The sequence below is a fragment of the Leclercia sp. J807 genome (genome assembly GCF_009734465.1).
Classification (GTDB): Bacteria; Pseudomonadota; Gammaproteobacteria; order Enterobacterales; family Enterobacteriaceae; genus Enterobacter.
Window position 1 is genome coordinate 964,781 of the sequence record NZ_CP046446.1, and the last position, 14,702, is coordinate 979,482.

A 14,702-nucleotide genomic window follows, 5' to 3' on the forward strand; every position below is an offset into this window, starting at 1 on the left:
TTCTGCCATAATGTTTTGACACATTGCGAAGGGGGGTGAGTGAAAGGAAAAAGCCTGATTATCTGTCTAATCCTCATTGCTGCGGCTATTGCGGGCTACCGCTGGCTGCCGTCTTATTACAACCCGTTTGCACCGCTCACGCTTGACGATCCCCCCGGCACCCTGACTCAGTTTAAGCTCCGTCGCCTGACGCCTGAGCATTGTGATGTGCTGCTGGCGCAGGCCAATGCGCGTCAGCTGATCCGCACCCAGGCGGTGGCCGACAGTACGGGAGAGTGTCCGCTGAGTAATGTGGTGCGCGTACGCAGTTTTGGCCCCGTCAGTCTTAGCAGCAGTTTTCTTGCCAGCTGCCCGCTGGCACTCAGCTCGGCGCTCTTCGTCAACCAGCAGGCCCGGCCCATCACCGAAACCATGATGGGCAGTAGTCTGTCGCGCATCGAGCATTTCGGCAGCTTTGCCTGCCGCAATATCTATCACCGCGCCAACGCCCGACGCAGCGAACATGCCACCGCCGAGGCGCTGGATATCAGCGGCTTTACCCTGGAAAACGGCCAACGAATTTCGGTCTTGCGCGGCTGGAAGAGTGCCTCCACCGAACCCTGGCTGCGTGCGCTACTGAGTGCCAGCTGCGGCTATTTTGGTAACGCCCTCGGCCCGGACTATAACGCCGCCCATGCTAACCACTTTCACTTAGGGATGCGGGGATTTGGCTACTGCCCGCAAAGCATAAATCACCAGCAAAAAGGCGAAAATATGTGACATATTTCACAAATATGATGACTGGGAAGATAAAACCCCAAAGAGACGCGGGGCGCATCTCTGACAACGTCTGGTGAAAGGTAACTTGCTAATCTGATAACGAATTTACGTAATATGAAGACAGTGCTCGCCTATGGAATCGTGGAAGGTTAACCTTATTTCGGTCTGGTTTGGTTGTTTTTTCACCGGCCTTGCCATCAGCCAGATTTTGCCGTTTTTGCCGCTGTATGTCTCCCAGCTTGGCGTCTCTTCGCACGAGGCGTTGTCGATGTGGTCAGGGCTCACCTTCAGCGTCACGTTTCTGGTTTCGGCCATCGTCTCGCCCATGTGGGGCAGTCTTGCAGACCGTAAAGGGCGCAAGCTGATGCTGTTGCGCGCCTCGCTCGGCATGGCGATTGCGATCCTGCTCCAGGCATTTGCCACCAACGTCTGGCAGCTGTTCCTGCTGCGCGCGCTGATGGGGCTGACTTCCGGCTATATTCCTAACGCGATGGCGCTGGTGGCGTCCCAGGTGCCCCGGGATCGCAGCGGCTGGGCCATCAGTACCCTGTCGACGGCGCAAATCAGCGGCGTGATCGGCGGCCCGCTGATGGGCGGTTTTCTGGCAGACCATGTGGGTCTGCGCGCGGTGTTCCTGATCACGGCGGTCCTGCTGATGGTAAGTTTTCTGGTAACGCTGTTTCTGATTAAAGAGGGGGCTCGCCCCACCGTCAGCAAGGCGGAGCGGCTGAGCGGCAAGGCGGTATTTGCCTCGCTCCCTTATCCGGGGCTGATGATCAGCCTGTTCATCACTACCATGGTTATCCAGCTTTGCAACGGCTCGGTGGGGCCGATCCTCGCGCTCTTTATTCAGTCGATGGCACCCGAGAGCAATAACATCGCCTTCCTCAGCGGGATGATTGCTGCGGTGCCGGGCATCTCTGCGTTGATGTCCGCCCCACGTCTGGGCAAGCTCGGGGACCGCATCGGCACCGGGCGTATTTTGATGGCGACGCTTATCGTGGCGGTGGTGCTCTTTTTCGCCATGTCCTTTGTCACTACTCCGTTGCAGTTGGGCGTGCTGCGCTTTTTACTTGGCTTTGCGGATGGCGCCATGCTGCCCGCCGTGCAGACCCTGCTGATTAAGTACTCCAGCGATCGGGTCACCGGACGGATCTTCGGTTATAACCAGTCGTTTATGTATCTGGGGAATGTTGCAGGTCCGTTGATGGGTGCCGCGGTCTCGGCGATGGCCGGTTTCCGCTGGGTGTTTGCCGCCACCGCCGTGGTGGTGCTGGTAAACATCCTGCAGCTGGCGTGGGCAATGCGCCAGCGCCGCCTGCAGGAAGTCCGCCGTTCTTAAGTTAGCTATATAATATATTGTGATCTGGCCGCCATTATCATTTATGTGAAATGGCGGTTCTTGTTTTTAATTCAGGCTTCACAGGAAAAGCAAAATTTAATTTAAGTCGCATTTTTCCCGGTCGTATGGAAACTAATTTATGCGCGGTGTGGGGTTTGCTTAAAAATAGTACTTTTACCCACTTTGCAAGTCTCAATCATAATGATAACGTCGGAAAAAACTTGATAAGGAAATAGCACTGTGAAAAATCTTATTGCAGAGTTGTTAGTTAAGCTGGCAGAAAAGGAAGAAGAGTCAAAAGAGCTTGTGGTTCAGGTTGAGGCGCTGGAAATAGTGGTTACCGCCCTGCTAAGGCAGATGGCGCAAAGCGATCAACAGGCGCTGATTGCAAGCGTTGAAGGCGCGCTGGACGAGGCGAGGCCAGATGCTCAGGTTCCGGCCGAGGACAGCGAGATGCTGCAGCAATACGTAAAAAAGCTGCTACGGCACCCGCGCAGTTGACCGGTTATTTGATCTGAGTTGCTGTCAAAGAACCGTCACCCCGGTTGCCTGTCATCGCTCTGTTTTATTTTTATCTATTCCGGCTGGAAAAAATAAGTGAAACAGAGCGTACTTTATATTGCATGACTTCCCGCCTGCTGTTTATCCCCACAATCTATGCTGAAAATGGCGCATCGACCGCGCTACCGGGATATCACCCAGCCACCGGTCCAACATATTATTCTGCCTATTAGTGACGGAATGGGCGACGCCGAAATAAACGCCGTGCGAAATTATCCCAAAGGTGCGGGTGGTTTTTTTAGCAGTACGAACCAGACTTAAGGAGATCATTCACAGAAGGAAAGTGCTATGAAAATCACACTACTGGCGACCCTGCTCCTTGGCCTGTTCTCACTTGCTCCGGCGGGGGCGCAAGATCAGCCGCTCACACCGCAACAGCAACGTATGACCACCTGCAATCAGCAGGCGACCGCCCAGGACCTGAAGGGCGACTCCCGTAAGACCTACATGAGCGATTGCCTGAAAAACGCCTCCTCTAAACCCAACGAAAAAAGCCTGACGCCGCAACAACAAAGGATGCGTGAATGCAACTCCCAGGCGACCCAACAATCCCTCAAAGGGGACGATCGGAGTAAGTTCATGAGCGCCTGCCTGAAGAAAACCGGCTAGTTCAAAAGGGTGAGCGTTCCGTTTGGCTCACCCGAAATATCATACTTAGCGCCAGATAAGCCTTTCTATAATTTGGGAAAATGCTTTTGAGTGTTCCCAATAACCATGAATGATGAAAACATTTACAGCAAAGTCTATGCCCGGGAAGGAATAAATCTGGCGCTTTCGGCGGATGAGCATCATCGCTCAGGAATCCGTCTGGCTCGTCGTTTACGACTCCCGCGTGCGGCGGGTCTGGCTTTTCTGTTTTTCCCTGTTGCCAGCGTGCTGACCACGCAATCGGTCAACGGCGTCTGGTGGCTTTTGCTGGTTGGCTGGGTCTTTGTCTGGCCGCATCTGGCCTGGCAACTGGCGATGCGTTCTGCCGATCCCTACCACAATGAGATGTTTAACCTCAAAGTCGATGCCATTATGGCCGGGGTGTGGATTGGGCTGATGGGCGTTAATGCCATGCCCACCGCGGCATTGGTTATGATGATGAGCATGAACCTGATGGGCGTGGGGGGGCTGAGGCTCTATGGCACAGGGGCATTGATGACTGCGCTGGCGGCGCTGGTCACCCTGCAACTGATGCACATTCCGGCAGGCTTCCTCAGCACCCCGCTTGAGATTTGGCTCGCGCTGCCAGGGATCATTGGCTATCCGATGCTGTTTGCCTGGGTCAGTTTCCGTACAACCAGCCGTCTGGTGGAACATAAGCGTCGTCTTGAATTGATGAGTACCCTGGATGGGATGACAGGGGTATATAACCGCCGTCACTGGGAAGTGTTGCTGCGTACGGAATTTGAAAACTGTCGTCGCTATCACCGGAGCGCCACGATCCTGCTGATCGATATCGATCACTTCAAAGGCATTAATGACACCTGGGGCCATGATGTAGGCGATCAGGCGATTATCGCCGTGACCCGCCAGCTACAGTTGACGTTACGCGCCAGCGATATGATTGGCCGCTTTGGCGGCGATGAGTTCGCGGTGATCATGAGCGGGACGCCTGCGGAAAACGCCATTGCGGCGATGTCGCGGGTCCATGAACGGCTGGCGGAACTGCACCTGCCGGGTGCTCCGCAGGTAAAGCTCCGCATCAGCGTCGGTGTTGCGCCGCTCACGACGTCAATGGTGCATTATCAGGAATGGCTGAAAGCGGCGGATATTGCGCTCTATAAGGCAAAAAATGCCGGACGTAACCGTACCGAAGTGGCCGCCTGACGTCCGGCTGTCGATCAGGATTTACTCAGCAGCTCTGACTTTTCCATGCACTTGTTCATGGCTTCAATGACCGCTGCCCGGAAACCGCGCTCCTCCAGCACCCGCACCGCTTCAATGGTTGTGCCGCCCGGAGAGCAGACCATATCTTTCAGCTCGCCCGGATGTTTGCCGGTTTCCAGCACCATTTTGGCGGAGCCCATTACCGCCTGCGCTGCAAATTTATAGGCCTGCGCGCGCGGCATCCCGCCCAGCACTGCGGCATCTGCCATCGCTTCGATAAACATAAACACGTAGGCGGGTGCTGAACCGCTGACGCCCACCACCGGGTGGATCATCGCCTCGGCAATCACTTCCGCTTCGCCGAAACAACGGAAAATATTGACGACATCGGCAACCTCTTCGGCGGTCACCAGCGCGTTAGGGGTGATGGAGGTCATGCCCGCTTTTACCAGCGACGGCGTGTTAGGCATGGCGCGGACGATTTTACGATCATGGCCCAGTGCGCGCGCCAGCTGATCGAGGGTGATGCCTGCCGCGATAGAGACCACCAGCGTCTCTTTATTGAGGCTGGAGGTGATGTCGCTCAGGACTTTCACCATCATGTTCGGCTTCACTGCGCCGAAGACGATATCGGCTACCTGGGCCACTTCCTGGGCGCTTTGCGCGGCGTTGATCCCGTACTGGTCGTGCAGGGCGGCTACCTTATCTGGTGATGGGGTGTAGACCCAAATCTGGCCAGGCTGCACCTGACCGCTGGCAATCAGACCGCCGAGAATGGCTTTGCCCATATTACCGCAGCCGATAAAACCGATTTTCTTCTCCATCACGTCCCTCTCTTAGGCTTTGTTATGATTGTGGAACTTTAGCCTATCGCGGTTTTTTACGCAGCATTAAAGCGTCGGTACCATCTGCAACTTTGCCTGGGGCGAAAAGCAGGCGACAATAGCCGCCTGTTCTATGCCGGAGAGAGAAGATGGCGATTTGGGTGGATGCCGATGCGTGTCCGAATGTGATTAAAGAGATCCTGTTTCGTGCTGCCGAGCGCGTACAGATGCCGCTAACGCTGGTGGCGAATCAGAACCTGCGCGTGCCGCCGTCCCGTTTTATCCGTTCCTTGCGCGTACCGGCCGGCTTTGATGTGGCCGATAATGAGATCGTACGCCTGTGCAGCGCGGACGATCTGGTGATCACCGCCGATATTCCGCTGGCGGCGGAGGTGCTGGAGAAAGGGGCCGCCGCGCTCAATCCGCGCGGCGAGCGTTATTCACCAGCCACTATCCGTGAAAAGCTGACGATGCGTGATTTTATGGACACGATGCGCGCCAGCGGCGTGCAGACCGGCGGGCCGGACAGCCTCTCCCAGCGCGACAGGCAGCAGTTCGCCGCTGAGCTGGATAAATGGCTGTTGGAAGTGAAGCGCCGCCAGGGGTAATCATCACTGCATTAGTGGTTTTGGCCATTATTACCGCAATCCGGGGTTGTCAACGGCAGGTGGGTTCAGGTAAGGTGAGCGCACCGTTTAGTGCAATGATTTCTTTACAGAGTTTCCCCTTTTATCTCTGGGGTTGCCGGAAATGTCAGTTAAAAGTCACGCCTTGTGTAATAATTTTTTTACAGTAACGCGTGTACTAGCTTAATGGTATCATTGCACTCTTTTCGACTTCACGCACCGCATGCGCGCGGCATCAAAGGGAACACCTGGTCATGACCCAGCCTATTTTTTTAATTGGCCCCCGCGGCTGTGGCAAAACCACCGTCGGTCTTGAACTGGCTCGTCTGTGTCAGAGTGAATTTGTCGATACCGATCACTGGCTACAGACCCATGCCGGGCAAAGCATCGCCGAGATTGTTGAGCAGGAAGGGTGGGAGAGTTTTCGCGCCCGTGAAACAGCGACCCTCGAGGCGGTGACCGCAGGCTCCGGCATTATCGCCACCGGCGGCGGCATTATTTTGTCCGCTTACAACCGTCAGTTTATGCGTGAAAAGGGCCGGGTGATCTATCTTTGTGCCCCGGTTCCGGTGCTGGTCGGGCGTCTCGAAGCCTCTCCGGAAGAGGGACAGCGCCCAACCCTTACCGGCAAACCAATCAGCGAAGAGGTGAGCGCAGTGCTGGCGGAGCGTGACGCGCTCTATCGCGAGGCCGCTCACCACGTGGTGGATGCCTCCCTTCCCCCCGCGCAGGTGGTGCAAAATATCGTCGCTGCGCTTCATCTGGCATGCGCCAGCTAACTGATGTCTATACTGATAGTTCAGCCAACCTAATAAAATAAAGGATGAACTATGCCAACCAGACCTCCCTATCCGCGTGAAGCCCGTATTGTTGCCGTTGAGAAAGGCGCAACGGGCAAGACTGTCACCTGGTATCAGCTGCGTGCTGACCACCCTAAACCGGATTCACTGATCAGTGAGCATGAAACGGAGCAGGAAGCGAAGGACGCGAAAGTGCGTTACGAAGATCCCGACAAAGCCTGAATTAAATCCGAATACGCTCAAAACCGTACCGTAATCACACTATTTAAAAAGCGTAAACATTAAACGGAGGGTAATGTTCAAGATTAACAGACACATTCTGTCAGGCACGTGAATCTTTACATTCCAGCCGTTGAATCTGCTGCTACGCTTTTCAGCACTTTTTTCTGAACAGCGTAGTGTGCCTGTATCTGTGTCACGGTAGTGAGTGTATAGAAAGGCGAGAACGATGAAGGCGACATTGGCGATCCTCACGATTGGGGTAGTCCCGGTAAGCGAAGTACTACCGCTCTTAACGGAGCATATTTCTGCGCAACAAATTACGCATCACAGTTTGCTCGGTACGCTGAGCCGGGAAGAGGTCATGGAAGACTACGCCCCTGAACCGGGCGAGGCGCAGTTGCCTACCCTGCTCAGTGACGGCGAGCTGGGAAACGTCTCGTTGCCGAAGATCGCGTGCGCCCTGCAAGGCGTGATCGAAGTGCTCGATAACCAGGGCTATGAGGTGATCCTGCTGATGAGCACAGCGCCCATCACTGGCCTCGTCGCCCGTAATGCGATTTTGCTTGAGCCGACGCGGATCATCCCGCCGCTGGTCGGATCGATTGTCGATGGCCATCAGGTGGGGGTGATCGTGCCGATCCCTGAGCTCATGGAGAACCAATCCCGCAAATGGCAGTGCCTGGCTAAGGCGCCGCTGCTTGCTGTAGCCAATCCTTTCTGGGACAGCGAAGAGAAACTGATCGACGCCGGACGCGATCTGCTGGCCCGCGGCGCAGATGTCCTGATGCTTGATTGTCTTGGTTTTCATCAACATCACCGTGATTTACTGCAAAAACACCTGGACGTGCCGGTGCTGCTATCAAACGTGCTGGTGGCCCGGCTGGCCTCGGAATTGCTGGTCTGATGATTTTGCGTGACAGGTACGGAGTGTCACCCCTATATTGGATTGACAACCAACGACAATAAGGACCAGTCCATGCTTCAGACTAATGAATACTTTTCCGGTAAAGTGAAGTCCATCGGTTTTACCAGCAGCATTACTGGCCGCGCCAGTGTTGGCGTAATGGAAGAGGGGGAGTACGCCTTCGGTACCGCGCAGCCAGAAGAGATGACCGTGGTGAGCGGCTCGCTCAAAGTGTTACTGCCGGGGGAGACGGAGTGGAAAGTCTATAACCCGGGCGATGTTTTCAACGTGCCAGGCCACAGCGAATTCCATCTGCAGGTTGCTGAACCTGCCTCTTATCTGTGTCGTTATCTGTAAAAAAAGAGCCGGGTTAACCCGGCTCCTGTTTTTGGCATAAAGCCTGGCATGAAGCATTAACGCTGTGCTTCGCCGCCCAATCCTTCCACTACGCTCTTAATCAACGTCGCCAGTTCACCCGTCATCAGAATGAAGTCAGCATCAAAACGCTGGGCATAGTCGTCCCGGTCGATATCGTCGTTCTGATCGCGCAGTTCGTCGGAAAACTTCAGGCGCTTGATCGAGCCATCGTCACACATCATGAACTGAATGCGCTGCTGCCAGTCGAGGGCCAGTTTGGTCACCAGCTTGCCGGCTTCGATATGCACGGCGATTTCATCGCTGACCAGCTCCTGCTTCTTGGCGCGGATCACGCCCCCATCTTCCAGGATCGCTTTCAGCTCGGCTTCGTCGAGCAGCTGGAAGCCCTGCGGGACGTTGTTGCCCCGTACCCACTCGGTGAGGGTCAGCTCGATCGGGTTTTCCATCGTCAGCGGCACCACCGGCAGCGAACCGAGGCTTTTACGCAGCAACGCCAGAGTATCTTCTGCTTTTTTGGCGCTGGCGCAGTCGACCATAATCAGGCCGTTAACGGTGTCGATCCACATCATTGTCTGGCTGAAGCGGCTAAAGGCGCGCGGCAGCAGGGAGTGCAGCACTTCATCTTTCAGCGAATCTTTCTCGGTTTTTTTCAGCTTACGGCCCTGTTCGGCTTCCAGCTTAAAAATTTTGGCTTCCAGCGCCTGCTTCACTACTGGCGTCGGCAGGATCTTCTCTTCCTTACGCGCGCAGATGATGATTTGACCATTGGTGGTGTGGGTCAGCGCATCGCTCTGTGATCCCATAGGCGGAACCCATCCGGTTTTGGCCATATCCTGGCTGCCACACGGGGTAAATGCGTAAAGGTCTAACTGTTTTTCCATCTCGTCTGCACGCAGTTCGATATCGCGGCTGAGACGGTAAACCATCAAATTTTTGAACCACAGCATGATAATTTCCACGGTCTTGTCGTTTAATTCAGCGGGCATGATAGCGAATTGTCGCATCGCTTGCATTGCTAATCGGGTAGCAGGCTTCTACTCTGTTGATAATCAAAATAATGAGGAACGTTCTGTGCGAATTGGTATTGATCTCGGCGGCACGAAAACAGAAGTCATTGCCCTGGGCGAGCAGGGGGAGCAGCTGTTCCGCCATCGCCTGCCTACCCCGCGTGACGACTACCGGCAGACCATTGAAACCATCGCTACTCTGGTGGAGATGGCCGAAAAGGCCACCGGCCAGACCGGCACGGTCGGTATGGGGATCCCGGGGTCGATTTCGCCCTATACCGGGGTGGTGAAAAACGCGAACTCAACCTGGCTCAACGGCCAGCCCTTCGACCGCGATTTAAGCCAGCGCCTGAACCGTGAAGTCCGGCTGGCGAACGACGCCAACTGCCTGGCGGTGTCAGAGGCTATCGACGGCGCCGCGGCGGGGGCACAGACAGTATTTGCGGTGATCATCGGTACCGGCTGCGGCGCAGGCGTGGCCTTTGGCGGCCGCGCCCATATTGGCGGCAACGGCACGGCTGGCGAGTGGGGGCACAATCCGCTGCCGTGGATGGATGAAGACGAACTGAAGTACCGCGCTGAAGTGCCGTGCTACTGCGGCAAACAGGGCTGTATCGAGACCTTTATCTCCGGCACCGGCTTCGCCACCGATTACCGTCGTCTGAGTGGGCATCCGCTAAAAGGCAACGAGATCATGCGGCTGGTGGAAGAGCAGGACGCCGTCGCGGAGCTGGCGCTCAGCCGCTATGAAATGCGGCTGGCGAAGTCGCTGGCGCACGTGGTGAACATTCTCGACCCGGATGTGATCGTCCTGGGCGGCGGCATGAGCAACGTTGACCGTCTCTATAGCACCGTTCCCCAGCTGGTGAAGCAGTGGGTGTTTGGCGGCGAATGCGAAACCCCGATCCGTAAAGCGGTGCACGGCGACTCCAGCGGCGTACGCGGCGCGGCCTGGCTGTGGCCAAACTGACAGGGCAAAAGCCGGGTGACGCGTAGCGAGCCCGGCTTATAAAACAGCAAACTCTTTATCCAGCCTGCTGTACCCCAGCCCGTTAATCTTCTTCACTTTGATCTGCACCGGGATGCGCTCCTTCATCGCCTCGACGTGGCTGATGACGCCAATGGTTTTGCCGCTGGCATTCAGCGCATCCAGCGCATCCAGGGCGGTATCCAGCGTTTCGCTGTCCAGGGTGCCGAAGCCCTCATCGAGGAACAGCGAGTCAATTTGCGTTTTGTGGCTCACCAGGTCGGAAAGCGCCAGCGCCAGTGCCAGGCTTACCAGGAAACTTTCGCCGCCGGAGAGGGTGCGGGTATCGCGCACGGCATCCGCCTGCCAGGTATCCATCACCTCCAGCTCCAGCGCATCGCTGGCCTTGCGTTGTAGCAGATAGCGGCCATGCAGACGCATCAGCTGCTGGTTGGCGAGCCATACCAGATTGTCGAGGGTTAAGCCCTGGGCAAACTTACGGAAGCGATCCCCCTCTTTGGAACCGATCAGCGCGTTAAGATAACCCCAGTCATCCGCCAGACGGGACGCCTCCTCAATTTGCTGCATCAGTGCCTGCTGGTGCTGGCGATTATCGCTGTCCTGTTTAAGCTGCTGGCGGATCTCTCCCTGGCGGGTGGTATTTTCCCGCAGTTTCAGGCCGAGCTGCTGAAGCTGTTCCTGCAGAGCCGGCGCATCCGTCGTCAGGCCCGCCGGACGTTGTTCCAGATGTTCGTTCAGTCGTTGTCCGGCCTGCTGAAGCAGGGCCGTGGTCTGCTGGATCTGACTTTCCAGAGTCTGTTTCAACTGCTCCAGACGCCGAACCGTATCGCCATCCAGCAGGGCCGCCAGAAACGCCTCCCGATCGCTAAAGATGCTGGCAGCCAGCGCGGCGGCAAACTGCGCCTGCGATTGTTGTAAACGTTCGCTTTCCAGCGTGTACTGCTGCTGTAGCGTGGCGAGCTGGCTTTGCAGGGAGACGCACTCGGTATGGATTTCGCGCCAGTTATCCGGGATCGCACTTTCCGCCTGGGTGGAATCCGTTGCCGGAAGGGTCTCCAGCAGCGGTGCCAGGGCGGTAATGCGCTCCCGCAGGGCGCTGTGCTGAGACTGCCGCTCCTGCCAGGCCTGCGACTCTTTTTCCCGTTCCGCAAGCCAGGCCGACTCGGTACCGTCCTCCGGCGCCGCCAGCGACAGGGCATGAAGCGTTTGCGCCATAGCCGTGCGCGTCGCCAGAAGCTGCTGCTGATAAAGCTGGAGCTGGGCTTCCTCTTCGCTCAGTTGGCTTTGCAGGGTCAGGCGCTGGCTCAGCTGGTAAAGCTGCTGTTCGTACTGCTCCTGTTTAGCCAGCCACGGGGCGATGTCGTCCTGAATGCTCAACTGCACAGAAAGAGTTTCACACACCGCATTCCACTCTTTAGTGAGCGCTTGCTCATCCTGATAGAGCGTCTGCGCTTCGCTTGTTTCGCGCTGAAGCTGGCTGTTTAGCGCATTCACTTGCCCCAGAACCAGCAGGCCTTCTTCTTTGAGTGCGGCGACCTCTTTTTCCATCGCATCCCGGCGGCGCTGGTTTCCGGTGAGCGCCAGGGCCTGATACTGGGCAATGGCCGGATGTTCGGTAGAGCCGCAGAGCAGGCAGGGCTTTCCGGCCTCCAGTTCCGCCCGATAGCTCTCCAGCTTCTTAATCTTCTCTTCCTGCTCACATAAGGTTTTGAGATCGAGATAGTGCTGGTTTTTCTCTTTGTACTGCTGGCGGCGCAACGTCAGGGTTTCGTTCAGTTTTGCCAGCTCGGCCTGGGCCTTTTGCACGCTTTCGCTATTCTGCCGCAATCGCTGTTGCAGAGGCTGATAGCGGGCATGCAGGGTGGTCAGGCGCTGACGCGCCGCGCGGGACTGCGACTGCTGTGCCATCTCGGTGGCGGTCTGCTCTGCGGTAAGCGTCAGGGCGCTCTCCGGTAATCCCGCCAGCTTATGGCGTAACGCCGTGATACGGCCGGTCAGCGTCGCGATCTGGGTTTTATCGCGATTAAGCTGGGTGAAGTGGGCGCGCCAGCCTGCAATCTCCTGGCCCCACTGGCGGAAACGGTCGTGGTCGGTAAGCCACTGGGTAAGTGCAGTCAGCTCGGTTTGCAGCCTGTCGTGCGTGCGTAGCGCCCCGTTACGAATACCTGAACGCAGCGCCGTCCTGGACTGTAAGCGAGTATTCACATCCAGCATCTGCTGTTCCGTCTGCGAAAGCTGGGCAAGCTGCTCCTGCTGCCGCTCCCAGTGCGGGCGCAGCAGGGCCGCAGGCTGGGCCAGATGCAGTTTTTCCAGCTCGGGCGTGGCGTCCGTCAGGGCCTGCTGCGCCTGCTGCTGCGCGGCCTTCGACCGCAGTTGCTCCTGCACCAGCTCATCGTGGCGGGTAAGCCATTGATAATCTTTCTGGAGTTCCTGCTGCTGTGCCAGCAGTTGCGCTTCTTCGTCAGTAAGTACCTGCAAACCTTGCTGAAGCTGCTGTAGCTGCTCTTCGCTGAGTAACACCACGCCGGCAGCCTGGGCCTGGCGCTTCTCCAGCTCGCTGCGCGCCGCCTTATGTTTTTCAAACACCATGGCGGAGATCTGGCCGTAGATTTCCGTGCCGGTCAGTTCCTCCAGCAGTTCGGCGCGCTCTTTCGGTTTGGCGTTCAGAAAGGCGGCGAATTGCCCCTGGGATAAGAGCATCGAGCGGGTAAAGCGGTCATAGTCCAGCCCGGTCAGAGAGGCAACCAGCTCCAGCTTGTCCTTCACTTTATCTGCGAGGATCTTACCGTCCTTGCACTGGGCGAGCTCCACGCGGGGCACCTGCAGGTTGCCGTCCGGCTGGTTGCGCGCCCGGTTCTGGCTCCAGAATGCACGGTAAGCTACTCCTTTGACTTCAAATTCCACCTCGGCAAGGCACTCAGCGGTGTCGCGGGTCATCAGATCGTTTTGCGATTGCGAGACGGTATTCAGGCGCGGCGTCTCATGGTACAGCGCCAGGCAGATGGCATCCAGCAGGGTGGTTTTACCCGCGCCGGTCGGGCCGGTAATGGCAAACAGGCCATTGCTGAGGAAGGGCTCGGCGGTAAAGTCGATTTTCCATTCGCCCTTGAGCGAGTTAAGGTTTTTCAGGCGCAGGCTGAGAATTTTCATGCCTCATCCTCCTCATTGCTGAGGGCGTGGATCGTGTGGCTGAACAGCTCGTTTAGCCGGGCCCGCTGGGTCTCATCCAGGGTTTCCTGGGCGAGTCGGCGCTCAAAAACCTCCTCAACCCGCAGCTCGCTGAGGGTTTCACGCAGGTTGCTGGCAAGGCTTCTCTCGCGCTGCTCGCGACTGCGCCGCACCAGCAGGACCTCTACCGGCAGATCGTCCGTCAGCTGCTGGATCTTACGCTGCATATCGTGCAGGTACTCCTCGGTGGTGAGTTCGATATCCAGCCAGACGGGAGGCGTCTGCTCCACGCCGCGCCACTGCTCAAGCTGGGCGGTGATCGCCGCCAGATCGCCCTTCAGCACCGCCAGCGGCTGGGTAATGGGCACCTCAAGCGATTCGACGCTGCTGAGCTTGCCCTGGTCGAAACTCACCAGATGGACGCATTTGCTTTTGCCGGTTTCATCAAAGCTGAGGGGAATAGGGGAGCCGCAGTAGCGGATATGTTCGCAACCGCCAATCATCTGCGCCCGGTGGATATGGCCCAGCGCTATATAGTCAGCGGCCGGGAAGTGCTGCGCGGGAAACGCATCCAGCGTACCGATATAGATGTCACGTACCGCGTCACTTTTACTGGCGCCGACGGTGGTGAGATGCCCCGTGGCGATAATCGGCAGTACGCTGTCGCCGCGAAGCGCGCAGGCCTGGGTATATTGCTCGGCATAATAGTGGGTAATGGCCTGCAACAGCTGCTGCTGTTTCTCAAGCCCGGAGAGGCCTGCCTGGCTTCGCACCACGTCCCGGGGGCGTAAAAACGGGATCGGGCAGAGTACCGCGCCGGGGGTGCCGTCGCGTCGGGTCAGAATTTGCGGCCCATGTCCGGCGCTGGCGACCACGGTGGTGTTGAGAAACGCCAGGATCTCGCGGGACTCATTCAGCGTGGCGACGGAATCATGGTTGCCGGCCACAATCACCAGATGGCAGCCGGTTTTTTGCAGATTGACTACGAAACGGTTATAGAGCTCGCGCGCGTAGCTGGGCGGCGAGCCGGTATCGAAAATATCCCCGGCCACGAGGATGGCATCCACGTCATGCGATTGCGCCATCTCAAGCAGCCAGTTGAGAAATGCTTCATGTTCGGCGGCGCGGCTTTTGCTGTAAAAATTTTGTCCCAGATGCCAGTCCGAGGTGTGAAGTATGCGCATAACAGATCCGTGGCAAAAAATGGTTAGCGGGATTATAAACTTTCAGGGGGAGGAAGATAACCGCTACAATCGGGGCTGCCATAAAACAACGGCTTGCCTTTATGAGCGGGCGCGTTTTTCATAA

At 57.0% G+C, this 14,702-nt stretch carries 15 protein-coding genes; 11 read left to right on the forward strand and 4 right to left on the reverse strand.

Annotated features, from left to right (window positions below; genetic code table 11):
* The first annotated feature begins 39 nt into the window (after positions 1-39).
* The 5 genes from GNG26_RS04470 to adrA all read left to right on the forward strand — a co-directional run bounded on the left by GNG26_RS04470 (position 40) and on the right by adrA (position 4,477).
* Positions 40-759, forward strand: a complete 720-nt coding sequence (locus GNG26_RS04470; protein WP_156237909.1) for an extensin family protein — start codon at positions 40-42, stop codon at positions 757-759.
* Positions 760-892: 133 nt separating this feature from the next.
* Positions 893-2,101: a multidrug efflux MFS transporter gene (locus tag GNG26_RS04475; RefSeq protein ID WP_103824004.1), complete on the forward strand. Its 1,209-nt coding sequence runs from the start codon at positions 893-895 to the stop codon at positions 2,099-2,101.
* 240 nt (positions 2,102-2,341) lie between these two features.
* Complete coding sequence (gene iraP, locus GNG26_RS04480) at positions 2,342-2,602, forward strand: anti-adapter protein IraP (protein WP_103824005.1); 261 nt, start codon at positions 2,342-2,344, stop codon at positions 2,600-2,602.
* A 348-nt stretch (positions 2,603-2,950) separates the two neighbouring features.
* Positions 2,951-3,271: a phosphate starvation-inducible protein PsiF gene (gene psiF / locus GNG26_RS04485; protein WP_103824006.1), complete on the forward strand. Its 321-nt coding sequence runs from the start codon at positions 2,951-2,953 to the stop codon at positions 3,269-3,271.
* Positions 3,272-3,361: 90 nt separating this feature from the next.
* Entirely contained in the window at positions 3,362-4,477 is a 1,116-nt protein-coding gene (adrA, locus tag GNG26_RS04490; RefSeq protein ID WP_304599199.1) for a diguanylate cyclase AdrA, read from the forward strand.
* 14 nt (positions 4,478-4,491) lie between these two features.
* On the opposite strand, the gene proC is transcribed toward adrA, so the two are convergent.
* Entirely contained in the window at positions 4,492-5,301 is an 810-nt protein-coding gene (proC, locus tag GNG26_RS04495; protein WP_114387805.1) for a pyrroline-5-carboxylate reductase, read from the reverse strand.
* 149 nt (positions 5,302-5,450) lie between these two features.
* Between proC and GNG26_RS04500 the strand changes: the two genes are divergently transcribed.
* From GNG26_RS04500 to ppnP, 5 genes are all read left to right on the forward strand, one after another.
* Entirely contained in the window at positions 5,451-5,909 is a 459-nt protein-coding gene (locus GNG26_RS04500; protein WP_103178438.1) for a YaiI/YqxD family protein, read from the forward strand.
* Between the two features lie 272 nt (positions 5,910-6,181).
* On the forward strand, positions 6,182-6,706 hold the full coding sequence (gene aroL, locus GNG26_RS04505) for a shikimate kinase AroL (protein ID WP_103178439.1): 525 nt from the start codon (positions 6,182-6,184) through the stop codon (positions 6,704-6,706).
* 51 nt (positions 6,707-6,757) lie between these two features.
* Entirely contained in the window at positions 6,758-6,949 is a 192-nt protein-coding gene (gene yaiA, locus GNG26_RS04510) for a protein YaiA (RefSeq protein WP_103178440.1), read from the forward strand.
* 226 nt (positions 6,950-7,175) lie between these two features.
* A complete protein-coding gene (locus GNG26_RS04515; RefSeq protein WP_156237911.1) occupies positions 7,176-7,853 on the forward strand; it encodes an AroM family protein in 678 nt (225 codons plus the stop codon).
* A gap of 72 nt (positions 7,854-7,925) precedes the next feature.
* Positions 7,926-8,210, forward strand: coding sequence for a pyrimidine/purine nucleoside phosphorylase (ppnP, locus tag GNG26_RS04520; protein WP_103178442.1), 285 nt, complete (start codon positions 7,926-7,928; stop codon positions 8,208-8,210).
* 56 nt (positions 8,211-8,266) lie between these two features.
* Here ppnP and rdgC read toward each other — a convergent pair whose 3' ends face one another.
* On the reverse strand, positions 8,267-9,178 hold the full coding sequence (rdgC, locus tag GNG26_RS04525) for a recombination-associated protein RdgC (protein ID WP_156237912.1): 912 nt from the start codon (positions 9,176-9,178) through the stop codon (positions 8,267-8,269).
* A gap of 124 nt (positions 9,179-9,302) precedes the next feature.
* Between rdgC and mak the strand changes: the two genes are divergently transcribed.
* Positions 9,303-10,208, forward strand: a complete 906-nt coding sequence (mak, locus tag GNG26_RS04530; protein WP_168192002.1) for a fructokinase — start codon at positions 9,303-9,305, stop codon at positions 10,206-10,208.
* 36 nt (positions 10,209-10,244) lie between these two features.
* Here the strand turns inward: mak and sbcC are convergent, their stop codons facing one another.
* Positions 10,245-13,376, reverse strand: coding sequence for an exonuclease subunit SbcC (gene sbcC, locus GNG26_RS04535; protein ID WP_156237913.1), 3,132 nt, complete (start codon positions 13,374-13,376; stop codon positions 10,245-10,247).
* Entirely contained in the window at positions 13,373-14,578 is a 1,206-nt protein-coding gene (sbcD, locus tag GNG26_RS04540) for an exonuclease subunit SbcD (protein ID WP_114315782.1), read from the reverse strand. The genes sbcC and sbcD overlap by 4 nt, the downstream gene beginning before the upstream one ends.
* Between the last annotated feature and the right edge of the window lie 124 nt (positions 14,579-14,702).

Coding starts and splice junctions, on each gene's coding strand:
- GNG26_RS04475 (WP_103824004.1), top strand. CDS start 893: ATGGAATCGTGGAAGGTTAACCTTATTTCGGTCTGGTTTGGTTGTTTT.
- psiF (WP_103824006.1), top strand. CDS start 2,951: ATGAAAATCACACTACTGGCGACCCTGCTCCTTGGCCTGTTCTCACTT.
- proC (WP_114387805.1), bottom strand. CDS start 5,301: ATGGAGAAGAAAATCGGTTTTATCGGCTGCGGTAATATGGGCAAAGCC.
- GNG26_RS04500 (WP_103178438.1), top strand. CDS start 5,451: ATGGCGATTTGGGTGGATGCCGATGCGTGTCCGAATGTGATTAAAGAG.
- aroL (WP_103178439.1), top strand. CDS start 6,182: ATGACCCAGCCTATTTTTTTAATTGGCCCCCGCGGCTGTGGCAAAACC.
- yaiA (WP_103178440.1), top strand. CDS start 6,758: ATGCCAACCAGACCTCCCTATCCGCGTGAAGCCCGTATTGTTGCCGTT.
- GNG26_RS04515 (WP_156237911.1), top strand. CDS start 7,176: ATGAAGGCGACATTGGCGATCCTCACGATTGGGGTAGTCCCGGTAAGC.
- ppnP (WP_103178442.1), top strand. CDS start 7,926: ATGCTTCAGACTAATGAATACTTTTCCGGTAAAGTGAAGTCCATCGGT.
- rdgC (WP_156237912.1), bottom strand. CDS start 9,178: ATGCTGTGGTTCAAAAATTTGATGGTTTACCGTCTCAGCCGCGATATC.
- sbcC (WP_156237913.1), bottom strand. CDS start 13,376: ATGAAAATTCTCAGCCTGCGCCTGAAAAACCTTAACTCGCTCAAGGGC.
- sbcD (WP_114315782.1), bottom strand. CDS start 14,578: ATGCGCATACTTCACACCTCGGACTGGCATCTGGGACAAAATTTTTAC.